This window comes from Corynebacterium sp. ACRPS, from assembly GCF_022346005.1.
GTDB lineage: Bacteria > Actinomycetota > Actinomycetes > Mycobacteriales > Mycobacteriaceae > Corynebacterium.
Window position 1 is genome coordinate 162,157 of sequence record NZ_JAKRMY010000002.1, and the last position, 26,278, is coordinate 188,434.

Annotated in this window: 25 protein-coding genes; 7 read left to right on the top strand and 18 right to left on the bottom strand. The window is 59.6% G+C overall.

Going from position 1 to position 26,278, the window contains the following annotated elements:
* Positions 1–14: 14 nt before the first annotated feature.
* Positions 15–971: an aspartate carbamoyltransferase catalytic subunit gene (locus tag MHX65_RS01975; RefSeq protein WP_239268222.1), complete on the bottom strand. Its 957-nt coding sequence runs from the start codon at positions 969–971 to the stop codon at positions 15–17.
* Positions 968–1,576: a bifunctional pyr operon transcriptional regulator/uracil phosphoribosyltransferase PyrR gene (gene pyrR / locus MHX65_RS01980; RefSeq protein ID WP_239268224.1), complete on the bottom strand. Its 609-nt coding sequence runs from the start codon at positions 1,574–1,576 to the stop codon at positions 968–970. The genes MHX65_RS01975 and pyrR overlap by 4 nt, the downstream gene beginning before the upstream one ends.
* 144 nt (positions 1,577–1,720) lie before the next feature.
* Here pyrR and MHX65_RS01985 point away from each other — a divergent pair, with 144 nt between their 5' ends.
* From MHX65_RS01985 to MHX65_RS01995, 3 genes are all read left to right on the top strand, one after another.
* A complete protein-coding gene (locus tag MHX65_RS01985; protein ID WP_239268226.1) occupies positions 1,721–3,073 on the top strand; it encodes a TIGR01777 family oxidoreductase in 1,353 nt (450 codons plus the stop codon).
* Positions 3,074–3,147: 74 nt separating this feature from the next.
* Positions 3,148–3,639, top strand: coding sequence for a YbjN domain-containing protein (locus tag MHX65_RS01990; protein WP_005279056.1), 492 nt, complete (start codon positions 3,148–3,150; stop codon positions 3,637–3,639).
* On the top strand, positions 3,632–4,153 hold the full coding sequence (locus MHX65_RS01995) for a YbjN domain-containing protein (RefSeq protein ID WP_005283188.1): 522 nt from the start codon (positions 3,632–3,634) through the stop codon (positions 4,151–4,153). The genes MHX65_RS01990 and MHX65_RS01995 overlap by 8 nt, the downstream gene beginning before the upstream one ends.
* A gap of 100 nt (positions 4,154–4,253) precedes the next feature.
* On the opposite strand, the gene MHX65_RS02000 is transcribed toward MHX65_RS01995, so the two are convergent.
* The 16 genes from MHX65_RS02000 to aspS all read right to left on the bottom strand — a co-directional run bounded on the left by MHX65_RS02000 (position 4,254) and on the right by aspS (position 21,686).
* The gene (locus MHX65_RS02000) at positions 4,254–5,108 is read right to left on the bottom strand and encodes a PPK2 family polyphosphate kinase (protein WP_239268228.1); all 855 of its coding nucleotides are present in this window, start codon (positions 5,106–5,108) and stop codon (positions 4,254–4,256) included.
* Positions 5,109–5,198: 90 nt separating this feature from the next.
* Positions 5,199–5,810: a transcription antitermination factor NusB gene (nusB, locus tag MHX65_RS02005; RefSeq protein ID WP_370657778.1), complete on the bottom strand. Its 612-nt coding sequence runs from the start codon at positions 5,808–5,810 to the stop codon at positions 5,199–5,201.
* A gap of 36 nt (positions 5,811–5,846) precedes the next feature.
* Entirely contained in the window at positions 5,847–6,410 is a 564-nt protein-coding gene (gene efp, locus MHX65_RS02010; RefSeq protein WP_023017433.1) for an elongation factor P, read from the bottom strand.
* A gap of 140 nt (positions 6,411–6,550) precedes the next feature.
* On the bottom strand, positions 6,551–7,657 hold the full coding sequence (locus MHX65_RS02015) for an aminopeptidase P family protein (protein WP_239268232.1): 1,107 nt from the start codon (positions 7,655–7,657) through the stop codon (positions 6,551–6,553).
* Between the two features lie 135 nt (positions 7,658–7,792).
* Positions 7,793–8,221, bottom strand: a complete 429-nt coding sequence (gene aroQ, locus MHX65_RS02020; protein ID WP_237791867.1) for a type II 3-dehydroquinate dehydratase — start codon at positions 8,219–8,221, stop codon at positions 7,793–7,795.
* A 2-nt stretch (positions 8,222–8,223) separates the two neighbouring features.
* Complete coding sequence (aroB, locus tag MHX65_RS02025; protein ID WP_239268234.1) at positions 8,224–9,294, bottom strand: 3-dehydroquinate synthase; 1,071 nt, start codon at positions 9,292–9,294, stop codon at positions 8,224–8,226.
* 63 nt (positions 9,295–9,357) lie between these two features.
* Positions 9,358–9,897, bottom strand: coding sequence for a shikimate kinase (locus MHX65_RS02030; RefSeq protein ID WP_237799516.1), 540 nt, complete (start codon positions 9,895–9,897; stop codon positions 9,358–9,360).
* Positions 9,898–11,109 carry a chorismate synthase gene (aroC, locus tag MHX65_RS02035; protein WP_239268236.1) on the bottom strand — a complete coding sequence of 404 codons (1,212 nt, stop codon included), beginning with the start codon at positions 11,107–11,109 and terminating at the stop codon, positions 9,898–9,900. It lies immediately after the preceding gene.
* Positions 11,110–11,130: 21 nt separating this feature from the next.
* Positions 11,131–11,571, bottom strand: coding sequence for a prepilin peptidase (locus MHX65_RS02040; RefSeq protein ID WP_239268238.1), 441 nt, complete (start codon positions 11,569–11,571; stop codon positions 11,131–11,133).
* Positions 11,572–11,643: 72 nt separating this feature from the next.
* The gene (locus MHX65_RS02045; RefSeq protein WP_239268240.1) at positions 11,644–12,462 is read right to left on the bottom strand and encodes a shikimate dehydrogenase; all 819 of its coding nucleotides are present in this window, start codon (positions 12,460–12,462) and stop codon (positions 11,644–11,646) included.
* 36 nt (positions 12,463–12,498) lie between these two features.
* Positions 12,499–13,692: an endolytic transglycosylase MltG gene (mltG, locus tag MHX65_RS02050; protein WP_005283219.1), complete on the bottom strand. Its 1,194-nt coding sequence runs from the start codon at positions 13,690–13,692 to the stop codon at positions 12,499–12,501.
* Positions 13,693–13,729: 37 nt separating this feature from the next.
* Entirely contained in the window at positions 13,730–14,281 is a 552-nt protein-coding gene (gene ruvX / locus MHX65_RS02055; protein ID WP_005283223.1) for a Holliday junction resolvase RuvX, read from the bottom strand.
* Between the two features lie 9 nt (positions 14,282–14,290).
* Positions 14,291–16,975, bottom strand: coding sequence for an alanine--tRNA ligase (alaS, locus tag MHX65_RS02060; RefSeq protein WP_239268242.1), 2,685 nt, complete (start codon positions 16,973–16,975; stop codon positions 14,291–14,293).
* A 127-nt stretch (positions 16,976–17,102) separates the two neighbouring features.
* Positions 17,103–18,488 carry a replication-associated recombination protein A gene (locus MHX65_RS02065; protein WP_239268244.1) on the bottom strand — a complete coding sequence of 462 codons (1,386 nt, stop codon included), beginning with the start codon at positions 18,486–18,488 and terminating at the stop codon, positions 17,103–17,105.
* Positions 18,489–18,519: 31 nt separating this feature from the next.
* The gene (locus MHX65_RS02070; protein WP_126319137.1) at positions 18,520–19,734 is read right to left on the bottom strand and encodes a phosphotransferase family protein; all 1,215 of its coding nucleotides are present in this window, start codon (positions 19,732–19,734) and stop codon (positions 18,520–18,522) included.
* A gap of 125 nt (positions 19,735–19,859) precedes the next feature.
* Positions 19,860–21,686, bottom strand: coding sequence for an aspartate--tRNA ligase (aspS, locus tag MHX65_RS02075; protein ID WP_239268246.1), 1,827 nt, complete (start codon positions 21,684–21,686; stop codon positions 19,860–19,862).
* A gap of 241 nt (positions 21,687–21,927) precedes the next feature.
* Here aspS and ypfJ point away from each other — a divergent pair, with 241 nt between their 5' ends.
* The 4 genes from ypfJ to MHX65_RS02095 all read left to right on the top strand — a co-directional run bounded on the left by ypfJ (position 21,928) and on the right by MHX65_RS02095 (position 26,277).
* A complete protein-coding gene (gene ypfJ, locus MHX65_RS02080) occupies positions 21,928–22,809 on the top strand; it encodes a KPN_02809 family neutral zinc metallopeptidase (protein WP_126319141.1) in 882 nt (293 codons plus the stop codon).
* A gap of 105 nt (positions 22,810–22,914) precedes the next feature.
* The gene (locus MHX65_RS02085) at positions 22,915–24,027 is read left to right on the top strand and encodes an LLM class flavin-dependent oxidoreductase (RefSeq protein ID WP_126319143.1); all 1,113 of its coding nucleotides are present in this window, start codon (positions 22,915–22,917) and stop codon (positions 24,025–24,027) included.
* A gap of 3 nt (positions 24,028–24,030) precedes the next feature.
* On the top strand, positions 24,031–24,699 hold the full coding sequence (locus MHX65_RS02090; RefSeq protein WP_126319145.1) for an FMN reductase: 669 nt from the start codon (positions 24,031–24,033) through the stop codon (positions 24,697–24,699).
* Between the two features lie 168 nt (positions 24,700–24,867).
* Entirely contained in the window at positions 24,868–26,277 is a 1,410-nt protein-coding gene (locus tag MHX65_RS02095; RefSeq protein WP_239268248.1) for an L-serine ammonia-lyase, read from the top strand.
* Position 26,278 lies beyond the last annotated feature (1 nt).

Below are 26,278 nucleotides of genomic sequence, written 5' to 3' on the forward strand. Positions count from 1 at the left end.
ATGCTCTGCCCGATTTAAATCCCGGCGTTATCGCCATTGGTCAGCAGCGTAAAAAGCACTGCCATGCGCATGTGGACACCGTTGTTGACCTGCTGCAATACCGTGTTTTTATCCATATCGGCCACGGCGTAGTTGATCTCCATGCCGCGCAGCATGGGACCTGGGTGCATGACGATGGCGTCCTTGTGCAGCGCCGCGGCGCGCTGCTGCGAGAGCCCAAAGAGCTGCGCGTACTCGCGGTGGGAGGGGAAGAAGCCGCCGTCCATGCGCTCTTGCTGCACGCGCAGCATCATTACGACATCGGCATCTGCAAGCTCTGCATCAAAGTCATAGGACACGCGGACCGGCCACTTGTCCACGCCCCACGGCATCAAGGTCGCAGGGCCCACGAGGGTGACCTCCGCGCCTAGGGTGTGCAGGAGATCCACGTTGGAGCGCACGACGCGCGAGTGCAGGCAATCGCCCACAATCTTTACCTTCAGGCCCTCGAAGCCATTATCGCCGCGCAGACCTAGGCGCTGGCGCATCGTGACGGCATCGAGCAAGGCCTGCGTCGGGTGCTGGTGCGCACCGTCACCGGCGTTGATAACGGCGGGACCATGCCCATCCGGGTCCACCCACTGGGCCAGCTGTTGCGGCGCACCGGAGGACGGGTGGCGCATGATGATGGCATCGGCACCGATGGCCGCCAGGGTCAGGCCCGTATCTTTGAGGGACTCGCCCTTTTTCACGGACGAGGTCGACGCCGAGAGGTTGATAATGTCAGCGGACATCCACTTGCCGGCGGTTTCAAAGGACGAGCGCGTGCGCGTGGAGTTTTCATAAAAGAGCGTATAAATCGTGCGCCCGCGCAGCGTCGGCAGTTTTTTGACCTCGCGGCCATCGAGCGCCTCGCGGAAGCGATCGGCCTCATCCAGCAGGCCGATGATTTCTGCGCGGGATAGTTCCGCGCTATCAATGAGGTGTTTCATGAGTGCGTTCCCCTTATCTGCGCGGGATCGCCCGCGGACGTAGAGCGGGTGAGAACAACGGCATCGCGGCCATCAATGTCTTGGATATATACGGAGACATCTTCTTCCCGCGCCGTGGGCAGGTTCTTGCCCACATAATCGGCGCGGATGGGGACTTCGCGGTGCCCGCGGTCGACCAATACGGCCAACTGGATAATCGAAGGCCGGCCAACATCACCCACCGCATCGAGGGCGGCGCGGATGGTGCGGCCGGAATAAAGGACATCATCGACCAAGATGACCGTGGCATTATCGATGCCGCCATCTGGGATGGAGGTCGGTTGCAGGGCGCGGTGCGGGAAATTGCGCAAATCGTCCCTGTACAACGTGATGTCGAGCGAGCCCCATGGAACGGGGACCCCGGAAAACTCGTGTATTTTCTGCGCGAGGCGCTGCGCTAGGGGCACTCCGCCTGAGGGGATGCCCAGCAAAATGACCCGCGGGGCCTCCGCGGAATCGAGCGCCGTCTTTTCAATAATCTGGTGCGCGATGCGTGCAACGGTACGCGAGACATCATCGGCGCTTAAAAGCTCCAATTCGTTCGCGTTCACGTCAGTTCCACTCATCGTGACCTCCTTCCCCGCCTCACGGTGCGGTCATTAAAGGATGCCTGTCAATGAACTTGTAGACGTCTATGCTGATAGACACGTATTACCTTAGCACCTTACCCACCCGTGGGTGAGGCTTAGCCGAAAGAGGTGCATCACGCAGTGAGTTTCTCCGCGCAACACGTAGTCCCAGCTTCCCGCGAACGCGTCTGGCAGTGGCATTCCCGGCCAGGGTCGCTCGCACGCCTAAACCCACCTTTCGCATTCATGAAGCCCGTGCAACAGGCCACCGATCTGGGCGATGGCACCTCCCTGCTTTCCCTGCCGGGCGGTTTGCAGTGGACGGCCCAGCACGATCTATCGCGCTACCAGGCCGGCTATAGCTTCAGCGATGTCTGCATCAACGCGCCGATCCGCAAATTTGCCAAGTGGCGTCATACGCATCGCTTTGCCGATCACCCAGACGGGACGCTGATTACGGACGAGGTAGATACCCGCATTCCCGCTGCGGCCCTCACCTCGGTATTCGCCTACCGGCAGCACCAGCTCATCCAGGATATTGCCTTTGAAAACCGCCTGCGCGAAGCCCAGCTCGGCCAAAAACCGTTAACCATCGCGATGACCGGCTCACGCGGCAGCGTGGGCAGCGCCCTGACCGCACAGCTACAGACCCTGGGCCACACCGTGATCCAGCTCGTGCGCGGCACCGCGCAATCCGGCCAGCGCGAGTGGCGCCCGCACCACCCGCGGCCCGATCTCCTCGAGGGCGTCGACGTGCTCGTACACCTAGCCGGCGAGCCCATCTTTGGGCGCTTTAATGACAGCCACAAGTCCGATATCCGCGACTCCCGCGTGGGCCCCACCGAAAACCTCGCCCGCCTAGTGGCCGCCACCGATTCCGTGCAGGCCATGGTGTGTGCCTCTGCCATCGGCTTCTACGGGTCTGAGCGCGGCGATGAGCTGCTAACCGAGGACGCCGAGCGCGGCGAGGGCTTTCTTGCCGATGTCGCAGCGGACTGGGAGAAAGCCTGCGACCCCGCCCGCGAGGCCGGGAAGCGCGTGGTCAATATCCGCACCGGCATCGTGATGTCCGGCAATTCCGGCCTGCTACCGCTGTTGCGCGCGCTGTTTTCCACAGGGCTTGGCGGCGCCTTTGGTGACGGCAACTTTTGGTACAGCTGGGTCGCCTTAGACGATCTCACCGACTCCTATATACGCGCCATCGTGGATGAGAACCTTAAGGGTCCGGTCAATGGGGTATCACCAAACCCGGTGCTCAATAAGGACTTCGTATCCGCCTTGGGATCCGAATTGCACCGACCCACCATCCTGCCGATCCCCCAATTCGGACCCGCTTTGCTCCTGGGCAAGCAAGGCGCGCAAGAACTCGCCTTGGCCGACCAGCGCGTCAAGCCACAGGTGCTGGAAGATATAGGCCATACCTTCCGCTACCCCACCATCGACGCAGCCTTGGCGCACGAACTCGGCGGCGAAAGCCTGTGGGAGTCGCCGTAGGAGCGCTATGAGTTAGGTAAACTAGGCAGGGTTGACCATTATCCCCGATTAGTACATGGATTGAGACTACTTACGTGTCTGAAGAACCAACCCTGTATCCCGATACGCCCATTGAGGATGTCACCCTCGAGCGCATCGGTGAAATTTTTGACTCCGAAAAGCTCGAGTACCGCGTAGAAGAACAGACCGTCGGCGAAGGCGAGACGGTAAAGATCCTGCGCACCGGCTTTTCCAATATCGCCATTGCCCTGCAAGTGCGTGACGATGTCCTCGTGGCAGACTCCGTCTGGCGCGGCAACGCCCCAGCCTCGGAAGGCCCGCAACTGCTCATGGTCCTCAATAAGTGGAACCAGCAGCACTTCGCGCCCACCCTGCGCTTTTTTGAATCGGCCGAAAATAATCTGGCTGTCTCCGGCGTGCGCGAAATCAACATTTCCCATGGCCTGTCCCGCAACCAGATCGGTGCCTTCGTGATGTCCACCTTGGACTCCATGCTGCAGTCCATGGCTTTTGTTGAAGAGCACTACCCACAGCTTGTCACCTGGGAGGAGCATAACCATGACTAATGCATCCACCGCATCTACCGAAAACAATTTGCCTGAGGTCGATCTAGACCGCGTCGTAGCTGCCATGGGCACCTTCGACATTGAGCTGACCAAGGTGGAAGGCGAAATTGACGCCGCCACCGCCAACCTCAATGGCCTGCCCACCATGTTTGCGGTCCTGGATTCCGTTGTCATCGTGCGCTGCGATGTGCCAACCGATGCCTCGTTCTCCAAGGCCGATGCCGGACTCTTCCTCGCCGCCAACCAGATCAACTCTGTAGCATTCGGCGCGCGAGCAGTTATTTCTGAGCACGACGATATGCTCGTCGTCCGCACCGAGCGCGATATTCCCGCCGCCGCCGGAATGACCGATGAGCAGCTCACCACCGCTTTGAAGAAGGCCGTCGATGCCGTCATCAACGGCCAGGACGCCATGGTTTCTGCCGCCGAAGAAATGGCCAAGCTCGGTTCTGAAACCGCGGCGAAGGCTGGCAATAACGGCGAGGACAACTCCACGCCGTCTGGAAACGCCTAGCCTGCCTTTTCTCTAAGCGCCTCCCCGCACTTGTTTCGCCCGCCTCGCGCACTCGCGTGCTATGGCGCGGCGACGGTGCGGGTTTTTGGGCGGCTAGTGCCTAGTCCGCATCTAGAATGCGCTGCTTTTCTGCCTCCGGATCGAATTCGGGCGCGGGCCACGACAGGTTCAGGTGCCGCAGTGCATCGACGATGAGATATTTCAAGGCCATGCGCGCGTACTTCTTATTATCCGTGGGGATAACAAACCACGGTGCCCAGAGCTCATCCGTCCGGCGGATGGCATCTTCATAGGCGGCCATGTATTTATCCCAATAGCCGCGCTCTTCAAGATCTGAAGGGTCGTACTTCCAGTACTTGTCCTCGCGCTCGGTCCGCTCGATGAGGTTTTCCTTTTGGAAATCCGGCGAGATGTGCAAAAAGACCTTCAAGATCTTTACCCGCTTTCCGGCGAGCTCTTGCTCATACTCACGAATCGCCTCGAAGCGGCGATCGATCTCTTCCTCATCTACCCACTCGTGCACGCGTTGGATCAAGACGTCTTCATAGTGGGAACGATCAAAGGCCACTACTTGGCCAGGAACCGGATCGTGTTTGCGGATGCGCCACAGGAAATCGTGTTTCATTTCCTCTTCCGTCGGCTTGCCAAAGCCCACGGTCTTCGTGCCCTGCGGATCAAAGACAGAAAAGACATGGCGAATAGCCCCGCCTTTGCCGGAGGTATCCATTCCTTGCAGGACCACTAAGAGCGAAGGTGCGTCATCACTATGCGCCCTGCCGTTAGCAAATAGGCGCTCCTGCAAGTCATAAAGCTCATCGTCATAGCGTTTAAAGCGGTCCTCTAAGTCAGACTTTGAGCCATCGAATCCTGGAGTCGCCGTGGGATCGACATCCGCAAGCCGAAAGGTTTTTCCGGCGCGCAGGTCGAGCGCATCTTTGATCTTAAATTTACCCATGGCAATTATTGTACAAACGCCACGGTTGGGGCCGTGCGAACCGGCTGTCTCCCGCGGCATAGCGCAGCGGGAGACGGGGAACGGTTTGATTTAGGAGTTTTCCTCTTCCGCGTCTGCTTCCGCTTCCGCAGCCGGGGCCGACTCTTCGGGCTCCTCTGTCTCCCCTGGCGCCGCTGCGCGCGTCGAGGCCGCAGAGTCCTCTTGGGAATTCTCGGCTTCCGCGGCGTCGCTTTCTTCCTCATCGCCGTCGTTATTCATCGGGCTTAGCTCGGAACGAGATTGCGCGACGTCATCCAAGACCGCGTGGATATACGGTGCGGCTTGATCGTGAGAATACTGCGAGGCCAGCTCCACGCCCTCCACGACGGCCGTCGCGGTGGGAACATCCGGATTAAACAATAGCTCCCAGACCGAAAGGCGCAGGATAGCGCGGTCGACGGCGGGGATGCGGTGCAACTCCCAATTCTGGGAAAGGTAACGCGAGATCGTGTCATCGATAGCGTCTAGCTCTTCTGCTACGCCTTGGACGATGACCTTGGTGTAGTCCGCGATGGGCGCTACAGCGTGGCGTTCCTCGCGCGCCAAAGCAACGCGATCCTCAACAATGGCGACGGGATCGACGTCCCGGTTCTCCGCTTCATAGAGGATATCCGCTGCGCGCCGGCGCGCCCGGTAGCGCGCGGTATGCCGTTTATGATTGATATCCCGCTTAGCAGTGTTATCAGACAAGATAAGGCCCTAGTTGTTGACGCGGGACAGGTACTCGCCGGTGCGGGTATCGATCTTTAGTACATTGCCGATTTCAATGAACAGCGGGACCTGGATCTCGGCGCCGGTCTCGAGCGTGGCGGGCTTGGTGCCGCCGGAGGAACGGTCACCCTGCAGGCCTGGCTCGGTGTGCTCTACCTTGAGGTCGACGGAGATAGGAAGCTCCGCGAACAATGCCTCATCCTCGTAGAAGGAGACCTGCACGCGCATGTTTTCCAGCAGGAAACGTGCGGCATCGCCGAACTTATCCGGCGAAAGCTCAAACTGCTCGAAGGTCTTTTCATCCATGACGACATAGCTGGTGCCGTCGTTGTACAGGTAGGTCATGTCGCGGCGGTCCACCGTGGCGGTTTCTACCTTGACACCCGAGTTCCAGGTCTTGTCCACGGTCTTTCCGGAGACGACGTCCTTCAGCTTGGTGCGCACGAATGCTGGGCCCTTGCCCGGCTTAACATGCTGAAACTCGGTGATCTGCATCAGCTTATTGTCAATCTTGAGAACGAGTCCGTTCTTGAAATCAGTAGTATCAGCCATTGCGGTTAAACTCCCGAATATTGTGGTTGAAAGGTTGAAAGCAAAGTATAAGCCTACCGGATAGCCCGCACCCGCTGGCCCACCGGTACCCCCTAAAATCTCTTCCCAGGAAAGGGAGGAGCCGCAGGGGCCAAGCCTACCTATGCGGGCAGCTCAGTAAAGTCCTTGGAGGCGGCGGTAATGATCTTCGGGGCTCCATCGGTGATAATCAGCGTATCTTCGATGCGCACGCCGCCCTTGCCCGGCACATACACGCCCGGTTCGATGGTCAGCGTCATCCCTGGCGCCAGCTCGCCCTTACCGGTCGTGGCGGCAAAGGGTGCTTCATGCACGTCCAAGCCCACGCCGTGCCCGGTGGAGTGGACGAAGTAGTCGCCGTATCCGGCATCGGCGATAACGTTGCGGCAGGCGGCATCGACATCGGAAAGCGACGTGCCCGCTACCGCAGCCTCGACGCCGGCCTGCTGGGCGCGCAGCACCACATCGTAGATCTCCTTGGCAAAGTCGTTTGCCGTACCCACGACATAGGTGCGGGTGCAGTCAGAGTTAAATCCGCGCAGGTGAGCGCCAAAATCGATGGTAACCAAGTCCCCATCCTCGATCACACGATCGTCCGCGCCGTGGTGTGGCATGGCAGAGTTCGGGCCAGAGGCCACGATGGTATCGAAGCTCACCCGCTCGGAACCTAGGATGCGCATGCGGAATTCCAGATCGGCGGCAACTTCGCGCTCCGTACGGCCCGCCCGCAACTCGCCGGCGGAAATGAGGTCTTCCAACGCCTGGTTAGCAAGCGCCGCAACCTCCTCGAGCTTTTCTAGCTCTACCGGATCCTTCGTGATGCGGATGTCCTCGATGATTCCAGAAATCGGCACCAAGGTGACCCCATCCGGTGCGGAATCCTTCAGATCTTCCAGTTCCGATACGGACATGTAGTCGGCTTCGAAGCCGACGCGAACCGGTGTCTCATCCTTGTCGAATTGCTGCAGGAGCACCTTACCCACAGCGCGGCCCTCGACCGCCTCAAGATCCGGGACTTCCTGGGCAATCTGGGTGGTATAGCGGCCATCGGTAGCCATGAGCGCGGAGAGATCCTTGCGCAGCAAAAGCCCACCGTTGGAGCCGGAGAATCCGGACAGGTACCGGACGTGGATCAAGTGGGTTACCAATACCGCATCAATGCGCTGACCGGCTAATTCCGCGGCTAGCTTCCGGCGGCGGTCGCTGAAACGGGTATCTGCAAGTGCCATAAAATCATCCTTTGCGGGAACGTAGTGAAGCTTAGAAAAATTTATTCTTCCACTATAACTATTTCCGCGGCGCAGGTGGCTAGGTTCGATGCCTTCTTTCCATCCGCGCCCGAGGGGCATGGATCTGGCCGGTACTTATTGGCACAGATAGTCCACCGCGGCGCAGTATCCAAAAACCCCTAGGCCGGCGATGACGCCGCGGGCAATGGGGCTTAGATAAGAATGATGGCGGAATTCTTCCCGGGCATGCACGTTGGAGATATGCACCTCCACGAAACCGGCGCCATCGGCAATTTCCGCCAGGGCATCACGCAGGACAACGGAGGTATGCGTCAGCCCACCTGGGTTAATGATGACGGCACTTCCAGCATCGGCGGCCGCATGGACCTTCTCAATGAGCTCGCCTTCAAAATTAGACTGGAAAAACTCGACCTCTGCCCCGTGCTTCGCCGCACGCTCGGACACGAGCTTTTCAACATCGCTTAACGTCGTAGAACCGTATACGTCTGGTTGGCGCTTGCCCAACCTATTGAGGTTCGGGCCATTGAGAACAACGATTTTCATATCTACTCCGTGATAGCGGCATATGCCGCTTCTAGTTCTTCGCGCGTCGGACCCTCTATCCGCGTCGTCGCGCCGATTCCGGTTAGCGCCACGAAGCGGATCTTGCCGTCGCGGTTTTTCTTATCGTGGGTCATCGCCTCATATAGTTCCGCGAATTTCCCGAATTGATACGTCGTAGGCAGGCCGATATTGGTCAGGATGCTGCGGTGCAATTCCACGAGTTCCGCATCTATCAGGCCCCGCTGATGGGAAAGATGGGCAATGAACATCATGCCTACGGCTACCGCATTGCCGTGGCGCCACGCATAGTTTTCCTGCCTTTCTATGGCGTGGCCAAAGGTATGCCCATAATTGAGGGTCTCGCGCAGCCCGGCTTCCTTAAGATCCTCTCCCACCACAGCTGCCTTCACCGCGATGGAATGCTCAATCAATTCGGGCAGGACACCGCCTGGGTCAAGGCAAGCCGCTGGATTCTCCACGTAGCGCTGCACGATGACCGGATCATGAATGAACCCGGTCTTGATGATCTCAGCGGAACCAGCCACGATCTCCGCCTGCGGGAGGGTCTCTAGGCGCTCCAGATCGACGAATACAGAATCCGGCTCGTGGAAGGCGCCGACGAGGTTCTTCCCGGCCTTAGTATTGATTCCGGTTTTCCCGCCCACCGCGGCATCAACCATGGCGAGAAGGGTCGTAGGAACCTGAATGACCTTAATGCCGCGCATCCATCCGGCGGCGACAAAGCCTGCCATGTCCGTGGTTGCCCCGCCGCCTACACCAATGACGATATCGCTGCGGCTAAAGCCGGCCTCACCAAGGCGGTCCCATACGCCTCCCACCACGCTCAGTTGCTTGGCCGCCTCAGCATCCGGCACCTCGCACAAGACGGGGGCGACGCCCTGTAGTTCTACGGATTTCGCGAGTTCTTCTGCGGCGGTGCGCAGGGCAGGCTGGAAGATGATTGCTGCCTTATCAGCCCCCGTGTCCGCGCAGCGCCGCGCGATATCTTCGCTAAGACCCGCTCCAATGCGGACCTCATACGGGCTCGGTCCGTTAACGGCGATGGTAGGCATGATGGTGTCCTTTCTACGGAGCTTCAGCCTGCAGGATTGCGCGGATAGGTGTAACTGCCCCGCCTAGAGGGTTTCTAAAAAGCCCAGGATATCGCCCACGACCTGCTGCGGGGAGCGAGCATCCGTGCGCACGCGAAAATCGGCTACCTCCAGGTAGAAGGGCCTGCGCGTTTCCACGATGGAACGATAATGTTCAACCGGATTATCCGCCGCTAATACCGGACGGTTGCGATCGCCGGCCGTGCGGCGCGCGCCTTCTTCTGCGGAAATATCGAGAAATACGACGGTGTGGCGCTCTAGAAGCTCGCGCGTGGAGGCCGTCATCACCGCCCCGCCGCCCAGGCTTACTACCCCGCCCTTCTGCAGGGCTTCAGCGACATGTTCGGCCTCGAGCTCGCGAAACGCCGGTTCGCCTTTCTCACTAAAGACCTCGCCGCAGGGTTTTCCCTCGGCCATTTCGATCAGGTGATCCGAATCCACCAGATCGCAATTCAGCGCGTGCGAAAGCCGGCGGCCAATCGTGGACTTTCCCGCCCCGGGCGGGCCAATCAATACGACGCAAGGATGCGGTTGTCCCGTTACATCGGTGGGCGTTGTCATCATTTACTCCTGGTTAAAGGCGAGGCGCTGCGAAACGTATTCTTCATACGCAGCAATGGCGCGGGAAGTCTCGCTCAAGCTATCCCCGCCAAATTTATCTAAAACTGCGCGCGCTAGCACGAGGGAGACCATGGCCTCCGCCACAACTCCTGCTGCCGGCACGGCGCAAACATCTGAACGCTGGTGAATTGCGGTGGCATCGGCACCCGATTCCATATCGATCGTCTGCAAAGCGCGCGGCACCGTGGAAATCGGTTTCATGGCGGCCCGGACCCGCAATTGCTGCCCGTTAGTCATGCCGCCTTCCAAGCCGCCGGCCCGGTTGCTCAGGCGCGTCACGCCATCCTCGGTGCGGACCATCTCATCGTGGGCTTCAGAGCCGCGCCGACGCGCCTCTTCGAAGCCATCACCGATTTCAACGCCCTTAATCGCCTGAATGCCCATCAATGCTCCGGCCAGCTGTGCGTCCAAACGGTCATCGCCCGAGATGTGTGAGCCGAGCCCAATGGGGAGGCCATCGACTATGACCTCGACGATACCGCCTAAGGTATCGCCCTGCTTTTTTGCGGCTTCGATCTCTGAAATCATCGCGGACTCGGCATCCTTGTCAAAGGCGCGCACCGGAGAATTATCGATGTCCTCGATATCCGCAAAGCTCGGGGAAGCACCCGCATAGGGCTGCGATGCACCGATGGAAATCACGTGGGAGAAGACTTCAACGCCTAGCGTTTCCCGCAGGAAGTTCCGCGCTACCGTCGCGGCGGCGACACGTGCGGCGGTTTCCCGGGCAGAAGAGCGCTCTAAGATGGGGCGGGCCTCGCTGTGGTTATATTTCACCATGCCGGCGAAATCGGCGTGGCCTGGGCGCGGGCGCTGCAAGGGCGCACCACGGCCCGAATTCATCGCCTTGGCTACGTCCTCATCCTCCATATCGATGGGATCTGCGGACATGACGGTAGTCCACTTCGGCCACTCGGTATTGCCAATCATGATGGCAATGGGGCTACCAATGGTCAGTCCGTGGCGTACGCCGCCCAGCAGCGTGACCTCATCGGCTTCAAACTTCATGCGCGCACCGCGGCCATATCCAAGGCGGCGCCGCGCAAGCTGATGGGAAATATCAGCACGGGTAATGGGTACTCCGGCCGGCATGTGCTCCAGCATGGAGATCAGTGCCTGGCCGTGGGATTCACCAGCGGTAGTCCAACGAAGCATGCGGGTATTATCGCACGCCACCTATCCACAGGGAATAACTAGGCACCCCAATATATTCGCCTCCCCCTCAAAGAGGGTATGCACGGCGATGACCAGCCCGGCGGCCACGAGCATCGAGGGCCCGTGGGGCACGCCGCCCTTGGCACGTACGACACCGCTTGCAAGCAACGTGAACACAGCAGCGCTACCACAAGCGATGAGGACGGCCAAGGGCCCTGCCGCAGCACCAACGAGCATGCCCAGCGGCAGGGCCAATTTAATATCTCCCCCGCCGATGCCAGCGCCCCGCAGTGCTACTAGGAGGTACAGCACCGGCCAGAATAACCCGCCCCAATTAACAACAGTGACCGATAGAACCCCTGCTGGGATGGTCAGCGCATCGGGCAAGCGCCGCTCGCGAATATCCCACCAGCTCAAGGCGGCTGCCCACAGGCCATAAATTATTCCCCCGAAAATACCCATGGCATAAGGCTAAGCGCCCGCCTTGCCACTCTTCATGGCAAGGCGGCGCACATGGGCGTATTTCCAGCGTGGTTAGAGGTTGCGCAGGCGAAGCTCTTCCTGCAGGGCCGCGACCATCTCTTCGCGCGGTGCAGTAAGCCCGGTGAATTGCTCGAATTGGCTAAATGCTTGATGCGCCAACATGACATGCCCTCCCACGGTGAAGTAGCCATTCGCGGCGGCGCAGGCGGCGAGCGTCGTAGGCCACAGGTGATAGATCACATCGAGCACTGGGGCGTGGGCAAGCTGGAAGCGATAATCCTCTAACGCAGCCGAAGGCACGGTGGAAATAATCAAATCCGCGGAGCGGGAAAGGTCCTCGAGGTCATCGTCAAAGGTTGCATACTGCAAATTGAGCCCGAGCCGCTCGGCCAAGGGCTGGAGTTCTGCTTGGCGGTTCGAGCGGTTCAAGATGGTGACCTGGTCGATTCCGCGTTCTGCCAAGGCCCACAGCGCTGGACGGGAGGTTCCGCCCGCACCGATGATAAGCGCCTGGGAGACTGGCCGAAGCCCAATGAGTTCTTGCAGGGCGCCGCGCACGCCCTCGGTATCGGTATTATCCGCGCGCCACCCATGTTCGGTGCGCACCAAGGTATTGGCGGACCCGATAAGCTGCGCCCTATCGCTTTGTTCTTCCGCAACCTCGAGCGCGGCGAACTTACCGGGCATGGTGACGGAAAAGCCGCGGTACTCGGGGCCGCATTCTTCCAAGAATGGGACAAGGGTATCGGCCGTGACCTCAAAGCGGGTATAGGACCACTCCTTGAGCCCCACTGCGGCATACCCCGCGTTGTGCAGGATAGGCGAGAGCGAGTGTGCGATGGGGCTACCGAGTACTGCGGCGCGCGGCATGGGAGAGCAACTACCTTTCTGGCTGCGGCCTAGTGCCTACTCAGCCGGTTGGTCCGAGGCGGCATCGCCGTTGCCGGCACCTGCCCCTTCGCCCTCGCGCTGCGAGTCCAAGACGCCGGAGCGAATGGCATCATCCACGCGGTCCAGGTGCTCATCGTAGGTATCAGAGAACACGGTGGTGCCGTCCTTATCCACGGTGACGAAGAACTTCCAGTTACCTTCGGCCGGTTCTTCCATGGCGCGGATTGCCTCATCAGAAGGCGAGGAAATCGGCGTATCCGGCAGGCCTTCCTTGGCGTAGGTATTCCACGGCGTCTTCTCCGCACGTGCCTCATCGGTGGTGGCAAGCTCAACATCCTCCAGACCGTAGTTCACGGTGGAGTCGAACTCGAGGCGCATGGGCTCGTCCAAGCGGTTCAGGATAACGCGGGCGACCTTGTCGAATTCGCCGGCAGGTGCCTCGCGCTCCACCAAGGAGGCAGAGGTCAAAAGCTCGTACGGCGAAAGACCAATGGCCTTGGCACGGTTTTCAATGTCGGTTTCTTCATAGCGCTTGGCAGAGCGGGTAATGAGGTCCTTCAAGATATCCTTGGCGCTCATATTCGGGTCGAGCACGTACTGACCAGGGGCAATCAGGCCCTCAATACGCTTCGGGTCATTGCCGCGCTTCTTAATGGCATCCAGTGCCCAATCGGGCGCGCCGAGCTCCTTAGGATCGGTTTCCGCTGCTGCCTTCTCCAGCTCTTCCTTCTCCAGGCAGTTGCCGTCATCGCAGCTGACCTGTGAGATCAAAGAGTAGATGCCAAAGCGCACGTCACCACCGACGACCTTGACATCCTCCAGGGTCGCACCACCTTGAACCTCGAGCATGTCCACGCGGTTGTTTTCATCCAGCAATGCCTCTACCGCATTCGCCGCACTCATTTCTTCTTGCAGGCGGTAGAAGCCAGGTTGAATCTGGCTGGCGCTGTGGTTCATCGATGCCGCAGAGTCGAATGCCTCTTGGGTCTTGACCACATTCTTTTCCACGAGCGTGGGACCCAGCTCGGACATGGAGGACCCTTCTGGGACCTCCACCAATTGCGTGGTGCCGTTACCGGCCCCTTCGTAGTCGGCCGACGAAGTGCCGATGCGTACTCCGATGTAGATCAGAGCTCCTAGAATAACGATGACGGATGCGACCACCACGGCGATGCCGCGCTGGCGCCGCTTGACGTACTTATCATCCATCGATCGCCCGAGGCGTTGTTGGTTACGGCTCACGTGTTTAGTCTCCTGAGTTTGAAGGCTGGGCTACTGCATCATCCGAGCGGAGCGCGTTAGCACGCCCATCCAGCCAGGACTGTAGTATTTCCACCGCTGCAGCTTGGTCAATGATTTTTCTGCCCTTCTTTTCGGACACGCCGGACGCGCGCAGCGCGGTGGTTGCCGCTACCGTCGTCAAACGTTCATCAGCCAAGCGTACTGGTGGTGGAACTTTATCTATATTTTCATCTTGATTCAAGCGGCGTCGAATCCGAAACGCAATTTCTTTCGCGTGTTTTACACTTTTTGACCCATTTCCGTGTAAATCACGCGGCAAACCAACAATGACTTCTACCGCGGAATATGCCCCAATAAGCTCGAGAATTCGATCAATGTCTTCTTGATCGCGGTCTTTGAAGCCGGTCTTCCTGGGAACGGTTTCCACAGGGGTAGCGAGGGTGGCCTCGCGGTTGGATGCCGCGACGCCAATTCGCACTGTGCCCACGTCGAGTGCTAACCGGCGACCCTCGCCTGGGTCATCCACTCCGGGGGAATCTGGTTCAACCTTTGCCACAATGAATCCTTATCGCGACTGCAACAGATCCTTGACGGCCTCAAAGCCGCGCTGCGCACCTTCCGGCGCGGTACCAGAGCCCTGCGCCATGTCTGGCTTGCCGCCGCCGCGGCCGTTGACGTATTCGCCGAGGCGCTTGACGATGTCCCCTGCTTTCACGCCCTCGTCCACCGCCTTGCCCGTAGCGGCAGCAATGAACGGGAACTTACCCTTAGCCACTGCACCGAGCACGATGACCGCGGCCGTATCCTTCATCCGGTTACGGATATCGGTGGCCACGGTGCGCAGGTCGCCGCTAGAAGTGCCATCGGGAAGCTGGAGCGTAATGGTCTTGATGCCATTGACATCGGTAGCCGAGTCGATGAATTCAGAGGCCCGCGCGGTCAGTTGCGCCTTGCGCAGGACCTCGATTTCCTTCTCGGCGGCCTTGAGGCGCTCCGAAAGCTGAGAAATGCGCTCTGGCAGTTCCTCAGACTGCACCTTCAGCTCGCGGGAAACGCCCTCTACCAGCGCGGTTTCCTTGGAGTAGTACCGGAAGGCATCCATGCCGGAGTAGGCCTCGATGCGGCGGGCGCCGGAGCCCACTGAGGACTCACCCAACACGGAAACGGGTCCGATTTCTGCCGAGGAACCAACGTGGGTACCACCGCAGAGCTCGATGGAAAATGGTCCGCCGATTTCCACCACGCGCACCTGGTTGCCGTAGTTTTCACCGAACAGGGCCATGGCACCCATCGCCTTGGCCTCTTCCAGCGAGGTCTCGATGGTGTTGACGGCCATATTGGAGTCGATCGCCTGATTAGTAATCAGGGCGATTTCTTCCATTTGCTCTTGGCTCAACTGCTCGGTGTAGTTGAAGTCGAAGCGCAGGTAGCCCGGGCGGTTAAGGGAGCCCGCCTGCACTGCGGTGGGTCCCAGCACCTGCCGCAGGGCTGCGTGAATGAGGTGGGTGGCCGAGTGGGCCTGGGTTGCACCGTGGCGCCACTTCTCATCGACGGAAGCCTCAACGGACATGCCAAGGTCGAGCCCGCCGGCGGTAACGGAAGCCTTGTGTACCCACAGCTTCTTGCCAATCTTCTGGACGTCATTGACCTCCAGGAGGGATTCGCCCGCAGAAATGCGGCCGCGGTCAGCCATCTGTCCGCCGGACTCAGCGTAGAGCGGCGAGTGGTCCAAAATGACCTCAACCTCATCGCCCTCGTGTACCTCGTTGACCTTCTGGCCGTCTTTGACCAGGCCGATGACGTTCGCGCCCGAGACCAGTTCCTCATAGCCGGTGAATACGGTGGGGTTATTATCCACCCAGTCGCGGTACAAGGAGAGGTCGGTGTGACCGTGCTTCTTGGCCTGGTTATCGGCCTTGGCGCGGCGGCGCTGCTCGCCCATGGCGGCATTAAAGCCGTCCATGTCCACGTCGAGCCCGGCCTCTTGCGCCATTTCCAGGGTGAGGTCAATGGGGAAACCGTAGGTATCGTGCAGCTCAAAGGCCTTATCACCGGAGAGCACCTTTTGGGTCTTCGCGCGGTGGGTGGAGCGCAGGTCCTCCACGGCTTCATCGAAAAGCTTGGTGCCAGATTCCAGCGTCTTCAAAAACGCCTTTTCCTCATTGATGGCCACGCGGAGGATGCGCTCGCGGTTATCCGCAATCTCAGGATAAGACGGGGTCATGGTATCCATGACCGTATTCATGAAGCGCTCCATGGTAGCGCCCTCGGCCCCCAGCAGCTTTGCGGAGCGAATGATGCGGCGCAACAGGCGGCGCAAGATATAGCCCCTGCCCTCATTACCTGGGGTAACGCCATCCAAGATGAGCATCATGCCGGTGCGCGAGTGGTCAGCCACCACGCGGAAGCGGATATTATCCTGCTGCGTTGCCTTCTCGCCGTAGGTGGCGCCGGTAAGCTCCTCGGCGACGTCAATGACCGGGCGCAGCAGGTCGGTCTCGTAAACGTTGTCTACCCCCTGCAAGAGGCAGGCGACGCGCTCGATGCCTAAGCCGGTGTCGATGTTTTTCTTCGGCAGCTCTCCGACGATCTCAAAATCGCCCTTTCCGGTCCCCTCACCGCGCTCATTTTGCATGAACACGAGGTTCCAGATCTCCATGTAGCGGTTATCATCCGCAATCGGGCCGCCGTCCTTGCCGTATTCGGACCCGCGATCGTAATAGATTTCCGAGCAGGGCCCACATGGTCCCGGCACGCCCATGGACCAGTAGTTATCTTCCATGCCCAGGCGCTGGATGCGCTTTTCTGGCACGCCGATCTTATCGCGCCAGATTTCCGCTGCCTCATCGTCATCGAGGTACACGGTGACCCATAGGCGCTCTGGGTCCAAGCCAAACCCGCCGTCTTCTACGTCTTTGGTCAGCAGGTTCCATGCATTGGAAATGGCGCCTTCCTTGAAGTACTGGCCAAAGGAGAAGTTACCCGCCATTTGGAAGAAGGTGTTGTGGCGGGTGGTAATGCCCACCTCCTCAATATCCAAGGTGCGCACGCACTTCTGGATAGAGGTGGCAAGGCCTTGCGAAAATGGTGGGGTCTGCTGGCCCAAGAAATAGGGCTTGAAGGGCACCATGCCCGCGTTAACGAAAAGCAGGTTAGGGTCATCCAGGATCAAAGAGGCGCTGGGGACAACCTCGTGACCAGAATTGACGAAGTGCTGGGTAAACCGTTCCCGGATCTCATGAGTCTTCACGAGCAATAATCCTAACTGTCTAAGCTTTTATCTTCCATCAAGAAGCTTTCTAACCCACCCAACTTTACCTACTGGTGGGCAGGCTGTGCCCATCGGTGGGGCCAAAACCGGCCATGCCGGTTCGCACTTAGCGGCGCTTGCCGCGAAGTATCCTGCGCAAACGGCCAATATAGTCAAAGATTCTCTTCTCAGCGCCGTGTTCGGTGGGCTCATAATATACGGTGCCCTCGAGCTCATCGGGCAGGTATTGTTGCTCCACTACCCCGCGCGGATCATCGTGGGGATAGGAATACCCCGTCGCATTTCCCAGCCGCTTGGCGCCCTCATAGTGCCCATCGCGCAGGTGCGGCGGCACGTGGCCCACCTTGCCGGCCGCGACATCGGCCTGCGCCTTAGTAATGGCAGCGATAACGGACGGCGATTTCGGCGCCGTCGCCAAGTGAATCGTTGCCTGCGCCAATGGGATGCGCGCTTCCGGCAAGCCGATCAGTTGCGCCGCCTCTGCGGCAGCGACGGCGACTTGCAAGGCCGTGGGATCTGCCATGCCAATATCTTCTGAGGCGTGAACCATCAGGCGGCGGGCGATAAACCGGGGATCCTCGCTGGCTTCCACCATGCGCGCTAGGTAGTACAGCGCGGCATCGACATCGGAGCCGCGGATGGACTTGATGAAGGCGGAGGTCACGTCGTAGTGCTGGTCGCCGTCGCGGTCATAGCGCACCACCGCCCGATTCACGTTATCCGTAATCGTGGTCGCGGTGATCTCGCCGCCATCGTCGACTGCTTCCGCGGCCGCTTCAAGGTAGGTCAGGCTGCGCCGGGCATCACCACCAGAAAGCACGACGAGCTGGTTTAATGCCTCATCAGTAATGGTTAAGTCGCGCTCGCCTAGCCCCCGATCGCTGTCTAACGCGCGGCGCGCTACGCCTTTGAGGTCCGCCTCGCTCAGCGAGTGCAGTTGCAGTAGGAGCGAGCGGGAAAGCAACGGCGAAACGACCGAGAATGACGGGTTTTCGGTCGTCGCTGCAACGAGCAGAACCGTCCGGTTTTCCACCGCCGCCAGCAAGGCGTCCTGCTGGGTTTTGGAGAAGCGGTGCACCTCATCGATGAAAAGGACCGTTCGGCGGCCATGGATAAGCTCTTGGCGGGCGTGGGTAATGACTTCGCGCACCTGCTTCACCCCTGAATCAAGGGCGGAGAGACCAACGAAGTTTTGGCCCATCTGGCTGGCTATCAGCGAGGCAATCGTCGTCTTGCCAGTACCGGGCGGCCCATACAAAATGACCGAAGCCTCGCCGGATCCTTCGACCAAGCGGCGCAGCGGCTTGCCGGGGCCAAGGAGGTGGTCCTGGCCTACGACCTCTTCCAAAGTCTGCGGGCGCATGCGCGCGGCCAAGGGCGAACCGGAGTGCGTGGCAAAGAGATTGGCCGTGGGAAAAGACGATGCCGAGCCATCGCCTCCCATGCTGCCGCCGGCATTGGGAGAGGCGCCGAAGAGAGAATCCTGGCTCATGTGGTTATAGCTCCCCAAAAAGGTGTAGTGATTAGTCGTCGTGGACGCGGCGGGCAACCAAGTTGCCAAACTCCGCGATGGCCGTACACGGTGCGGTCCCGCATTGGGCGGCGTAGCGCGCGAGCGCATCAAAGGTTTCATAGAGGTCTTGGCGCACGAATAGTTCGTCCTCATTAAAAGGTCCGCTCTCTGGTGGGCGCAGGATCGAGCGCTGCGGGTCGTGGACAACCTCCGCTTCCCCGCTAGCAAGAGCAACCAATCCCTCAATTCCCCCAGCGTGCATGGTGGTCACGCTGGACAGAGCCCAGCCGATGAGGGAGGCGACGATAAGTCCGTGCAATTCGTCTTCATCGGCAAAGCGCGGCCACACCTCAGATACCTCGCGCGACCATGCGGCGAGGAATGTATCTGCTTCCTTATCCGTAATTGGCTTAGAAAACAAGAATTGCGGAAAGCCCGCGATAACGCAGGCGACATCGAAGCCCACGTTCCTAAAGCCTGCCCATTCGTAATCCAAGAAGTGCAAGCGCTTGGAAACGATGATGTTATCCGGCGAAAGATCGAAGGGAGTAAAGGCCCTATCCTTGCCAGAGGCGAGGGATTCAGCGGCTTGATTGGCCAAGCTGCGGAAACTTTCGGGGGCTTCAAGCCCCGCCTCATCCAGCAGATTGAGACCAATGCCGATGGAGCGATACAAGGATTGATCGCGCACGGATTGGTGATCGGCGTATTCCGGGTTATGGCGCAAGGTGCGGTTGAGCAGGGTTTCGAAATCCTGCTCGTGATCTGCGGTGCCCACGTGGATATGCCCCAATGCCGTGCCCAAGGAACGCAGGATGCGAATGCGATCCTCATCGCCGGATTCTAAGAGCACATCCGCAAGGGTCTCGGCTTCACCCAAATCCGTTAGGACGATGATGCGCCGGTCTAAATCGTGGGCGAGCAGCACGGGTCCAGGGCGCACGTCTTCTGCTAAGGCGGTGGTGAATTGATAGGCCACGACCTCGCGCAGCATTGCTGCGTCATCCACGCCGTAGCCGGTGACCGGATTGTATTTGATGACCACAGAGCGATGCGGCAAAAAGGCGCTAGGGGCAACCTTCGCGCGCAGGACTAAGGCATTGCCGGATCCGCCTAAATCCTCAATGTCTGACATTTCCGGCGTGCCACCAAAGCGGCGCGACAACATTTCCGATGCGGCACCAATGACCTCATCGGCCGAAAGCACTGTCTGTGTATCAACCATAGTTCTATCCAGTATGCCCGCCAACACAAAGCGGGGGCTACACCCTCGCCGCACAAGTGTCCGCTGCGGCGAGGGCGCGCGCCCCGCTTACCCTAAAAATGGTGTCGTGATAGCGAGCCTAAGAGCTAGTTCTCCTGCTCTGATTTCGCGGCCTTAGCCTCTTCGCCGTTCCTTTTCTTCTCCGGCTTGAAGTCCACGCCGGTCTCCTTGCGCTGTGCGGCGGGGATGGGCGCGGGGGCATCGGTAAGCGGATCCACGCCGCCACCGGACTTCGGGAAGGCAATCACGTCGCGGATGGAGTCAAAGCCGCCCAAGAGGGACACGATGCGGTCCCAGCCAAAGGCGATGCCGCCGTGTGGCGGTGCGCCGTAGGAGAAGGCGTCGAGCAAGAAGCCGAACTTCTCTTGTGCTTCCTCATCGCCGATGCCCATGACCTCAAAGACGCGCTTTTGCACATCTTCTTGGTGAATACGGATGGAACCGCCGCCGATCTCGTTGCCGTTGCAAACGATGTCGTAGGCATAGGCCGTGGCCTCGCCCGGGTTCTCGTCGAAGGAATCGATCCACTCCGGCTTCGGCGAGGTAAAGGCGTGGTGCACCGCGGTCCACTTGGAGTGGCCCAAGGCCACGTCGCCGGACGCGGTGGCATCGGCAGAAGGCTCGAAGAGCGGGGCGTCAACGACCCAGGTAAAGGACCAGTCGCCTTCCTTGATGAGGTCGAGCTTCTTGGCAATTTCGCCGCGGGCTGCACCCAGCAGCGCGCGGGAAGACTTGGTATCGCCGGCGGCGAAGAAGATGGCGTCACCGGGTTTTGCGCCAACGTGCTCGGCGATGCCCTCGCGCTCCGCGTCGGTGATGTTCTTGGCCACTGGCCCGCCCAGGGTGCCATCTTCTGCGACGGTTATGTAGGCAAGGCCCTTGGCGCCGCGCTGCTTGGCCCAGTCCTGCCATGCATCGAACTGGCGGCGCGGCTGCGAAGCACCGCCGTCCATGACCACGGCACCGACGTATTCGTTCTGGAAGACGCGGAAGGTGGTGTCCTCGAAGAACTCCGTGCACTCGACAATCTTGATGTCAAAGCGCAGGTCCGGCTTATCGGAGCCGTAGTACTTCATGGCATCGGCATAGGTCATGCGCGGGATTGGGGTCTGAATGTCGTAGCCGATGAGCTTCCACAGCTCCTTGACAATCTCTTCACCAAGCGCAATGACATCGTCTTGATCCACGAAGGACATCTCCACGTCCAACTGGGTAAATTCCGGCTGGCGGTCGGCGCGGAAGTCCTCATCGCGGTAGCAGCGCGCGATTTGGTAGTAGCGCTCCATGCCGGCCACCATCAGCAGCTGCTTGAATAGCTGCGGCGACTGCGGCAGCGCGTACCAAGAACCCGGCTTCAGGCGGGCAGGGACCAAAAAGTCGCGCGCGCCCTCTGGGGTGGAGCGGGTCAAGGTAGGGGTTTCGATTTCGGCGAAATCGTGCTTATCCAGCACGTTACGGGCCGCGCGGTTGGCAGCGGAGCGCAGGCGCAGGGCCTTTGCTTGGCGCTCGCGGCGCAGATCCAAGTAGCGGTACTTCAGGCGGGTCTCCTCGCCTACCTCGCCAGAGGCGGAAGGATCATCTACCTGGAAGGGCAGCGCTGCGGATTTGTTGAGCACCTCCAGGTCGGTGACGTTGACCTCGATATCTCCGGAAGGCAGGTTCGGGTTTTCGGAGTCTTCTGGGCGCGGCTCCACCACGCCGGTTACCTTGACGCAGTATTCCGAACGCAGGTCGTGGGCGCGCTCTGCCACATCGGATTCGCGGAAGACCACCTGGGCGATGCCGGAACGATCGCGCAGGTCGATGAAGATGACGCCGCCGTGGTCACGGCGACGAGAGACCCAACCGGTTAGGGTTACGGTCTCTTCTGCCAGTTCTTTGCGGAGCTCACCGGCCAAATGGGTACGCAGCACTATAATTCAATCCCTTCTGAAATGGAGTTACTTGCGGGTCCAGCCACGCGTAAACAGCGCGCGCCCAACCAAGCACAAGACTAGGAACTTGGCCAATTCTACATCCCACCGCCGTTTCTTCTCCCATTAAGTCCAATTAAGGCACCAGGCATGGGTGCGAACCGGACGCCGCTGCCAGTACCGCGCATAAATGTGGCCGGTACGCACTGAAGACGCCGAAAAGGTGTGACACTATTTAGGCATGACGTTTAAATCTGGTGCCGATTTTGATGGCCAGCGCGCAACCTCCGGCGGTGGCGGCGGCCTCGCTATAGGCGGCGGCATCGGCTCCGTCGTGCTCGTCGGGCTCTACCTCTTATTGGGAGGAAACCCCTCCGATATTGGCGCCCTCCTGGGCAATGAAAAGTCCCAATCCGGCACCCACTCCGGTGCCGATGATTCCGCCTTCGATCACTGCCAAACGGCAGAAGACGGCAATAAATACGATGACTGCCGGGTCATGTTTACCGCCATGAGCGTGGATAATGTCTGGGCCGCCGAGCTACCCGAGCAAGCCGGCATCGAATACACCAACCCTGGCCGGGTGATTTTTAATAGCTCCACCAATTCCGGCTGCGGCACTGCGTCTTCAGCCACGGGGCCGTTTTATTGCCCCGCCGACCAATCGGCGTATTTTGACACCACGTTTTTCAATTCGCTGAGCAACTACGGCGCGCACAATGCCCCGTTCGCGCAGATGTACATCGTTGCCCACGAGTTTGGTCACCACATTCAGCAGCTCGAGGGCACGCTGCAGCTATCTGACTATAACGACCCCGGCGCGGATTCCAATGCGGTAAAGATCGAGCTCCAGGCAGATTGCTACGCCGGTATTTGGGCTTCCCACGCGGATAAGGGCGAGGATGCTCTGCTGGAGCCGATTTCCCAACAGCAGGTGGCTGACGCAGTCACCGCGGCGCAGGCTGTGGGTGACGATAATATTCAGCGCCGTTCCACTGGGCAGGTCCAACCCGATGCGTGGACGCACGGTTCTTCCGAGCAACGCCAGCGAGCTTTCCTTGCTGGTTATAATTCCGGCCAGATGGCTGAGTGCGACACCTTGGGGCGCGGGGTCTACAGCTAACTCCCGGCCCCCTCTTTACCCCGCTGGGAATAATCTCCCTGCCCGCATTGTTGACATGTCACGTACAATGATTACAGGTACGCAGCAAGAGTAGAAAGGGACACCATGCAATTTGGCATTTTCACGGTCGGAGATGTGACCACCGATCCAACGACGGGCGAAACCCCATCAGAGGCGAAGCGAATCCGCAATATTACGGAAATCGCGCTCAAGGCAGAAGAAGTGGGCCTCGATGTCTTTGCCACAGGCGAGCACCACAACCCGCCCTTCGTTCCGTCCTCCCCGACGACCCACCTAGCCTATATCGCAGCGCAGACCGAGCGCTTGCAGCTTTCTACCTCCACGACGCTGATTACCACCAATGACCCGGTAAAGATCGCCGAAGATTACGCCTTTTTGCAACACCTTTCCGGCGGCCGGGTGGATCTGATGATGGGGCGCGGCAATACCGGCCCCGTCTACCCGTGGTTTGGCAAAGATATCCGCCAAGGCATCCCGTTGGCCGTGGAAAATTACCACTTGCTGCGCCGCCTGTGGCGGGAAAACAGCGTCAACTGGGAGGGCAAATTCCGCACCCCGTTGCAGGCGTTTACCTCTACCCCGGCGCCCCTCGATGGCATCCCGCCGTTTGTATGGCACGGCTCCATTCGTTCTACCCAGATTGCAGAACAAGCGGCCTATTACGGCGACGGGTTCTTTCACAATAATATCTTCTGGAATCAAGAACACACGGCCAAGATGGTCAACATGTACCGGCGTCGCTTTGCTTCCTATGGCCACGGCCAAGCAGACCAAGCCATCGTGGGGCTCGGCGGCCAGGTATTCATCGGCGATACTGAAGAGGAGGCCAAGAGGTTCTTCCGCCCGTACTTCGATAACGCCCCCGTGTACGGGCACGGGCCTAGCCTGGAGGAATTTACTGACTACACCCCGCTGACCGTGGGTACCGCAGAGCAGGTTATTGAGCGCACCCTGAAATTTGCGGACTACGTGGGCGATTACCAACGCCAGCTCTTCCTCATCGATCACGCCGGGCTGCCACAAGAAGTGGTGCTCAAGCAGATAGAAATTCTTGGCACACAAGTAGTACCGGAGCTTCGTCGGCGCTTTGAGCAGCGACGACCAGAGCATGTACCCTCGGATCCGCCAACGCATGCCACGCTCAAGCAGCACCCAGATTCCCCGCACTTTCGCGTAAGCCCTGGAAAGGAGGACTAAGCAATGCGCTCTTTAGTTGTCCTCACGGCCGGGCTCTCGGAACCATCATCTACCCGGCAATTGGCTGAGACCATTGCAGAAGCCACCGAGGCGAAGATTTCCGCGCGCGGTGAAGGCGTGAACACTCACATCATTGAGGTGCGCACCCTTGCTTCTGAATTGGCCACGGCCATGACCAATTGGGCGGCCCCAACGCCCCAATTGGATGAAGCAAAAGAGCTGCTTTCCACGGCCGATGGCTTTATCGCCGTCACCCCTGCCTTCCAAGGCAGCTACTCCGGGCTGTTCAAGATGTTTTTTGATGTTCTGGATGCCCACGCCTTGGAGGAACTGCCTACCATCGTTGCCGCTACGGGCGGTTCCCCGCGCCACGCGCTCATCTTGGACTATGCGCTGCGCCCCCTGTTGAATTACCTGCACGCCCACGTCGTTCCGACCGGCATATTCCAGGCAACCGAGGATCTGGGCACCGCCGAGGGCGCGCGCATTCGCAGCCGTATCGAGCGCGCCGCAACGCAACTTGCTGATCAGATGATCCGCCCCACGGATCGGGTCGCCGGGCTTGCCGATGCCCCCAAACCCAGCCCCCATTCCCGCCCTACCGGAATCGGAGTGGACGAAGAGTTTCTGCCTTTCGAGAAAATTTTGTCCCAATACGACGGAAAGCACTAGCGCCGCAATACCTATCGCATATTCTAAAATTGATACATGTCACATATTTCTCTACGCTTGAATTTTAGAATGTTCGACCCGAATCCCCGCGCCTGAGAAAATCTCTTTTTCATGCTCTTGGACCGATAACTCTCTTGCTACGAAGAAAGGTTTCTTAAGGCTTTCACCATGACTATTAGCGTTACTGACATTTTCGCCATCGGCATTGGTCCATCCTCCTCTCACACGGTTGGGCCGATGCGCGCCGCGAAGCAATTCCTCGATTCCCTTGATACCCATCCGGCCCGCGTGTCCGCTGAGCTGCGCGGTTCGCTGTCCGCCACTGGGCGCGGCCACGCCTCCGACCGCGCCGTCATCCTAGGACTCGCCGGCTGGGAGCCGCTGACCGTTCCCATCGATGCCGAGCCGCAAGCCGGCGGCACAATCCCCAGCGAAGGCACCATCTCTGGCCCGTCTGGCACCGTCGACTACGAAATCACCTTTGATAACGAGCCACTACCCCAGCACCCCAATGGCATGATCTTTAAGGCCTGGGACGCAGAGGGCAATATCCTGGCTGAAGACGAACAGTACTTCTCTGTCGGCGGTGGCTTCATCCTCTCCCGCAAAGAGCTCGACGCAGAGATGGCCGATAGCCACGAAGTACCCGCCGGCGTTGCCGCAGCAACCGTAGAAGATACCGTGCCCTATGAATTCACCACCGGCGAAGAACTACTCAATCTGTGCGAGGCCAACGACAAAGATATTTGGGAAATCGTCCTTGCCAATGAGGAAGTGCTCCACAAAGAGGACGGCGGCGCGGATTATGTCCTGCGCCACTTGGATCTTGTATGGGACATCATGCGCGAATGCGTGACCGATGGCATTTCCACCAAGGGCCTGCTGCCCGGTGGCCTCCGCGTGCCGCGGCGCGCCCCCAAGATGTATGCGCAGCTGCTCGAGCAGAAAAATGACCCACACTCTGGCTTTTCCGCCATGGAATGGGTCAATCTCTTCGCCTTAGCGGTCAACGAGCAAAACGCTGCGGGCGGCCGCGTTATTACCGCGCCCACCAACGGCGCCTGCGGCATCATTCCCGCAGTGCTGCACTATGCGCGCGACTTCCACGGTGGCTTCTGCCGCGAATCCGCACGCCGTTACCTGCTCACCGCCGGCGCCATCGGCATGATCATCAAACAGAACGCCTCCATTTCCGGCGCCGAGGTGGGCTGCCAGGGAGAAGTCGGCTCCGCCTCGTCCATGTCCGCTGCGGGAATGGCAGCACTCCTTGGTGCAACGCCTGCCCAGGTAGAAAATGCGGCAGAGATCGCCCTTGAACACAACCTCGGCCTTACCTGTGACCCGGTAGGTGGATTAGTGCAGATCCCCTGTATTGAGCGCAACGCCATCGGCGCGGTGAAATCCATTAACGCCGCCCGCATGGCGATGATGGGTGAAGGCACCCACCACGTCACCCTAGATAATGCCGTACAAACCATGGCGGATACGGGCCGCGATATGCTCTCCAAGTACAAGGAGACCTCCCTCGGCGGCTTGGCCAAGACGATGGGCTTTAGCGTTTCCCAGGTGGAGTGCTAAT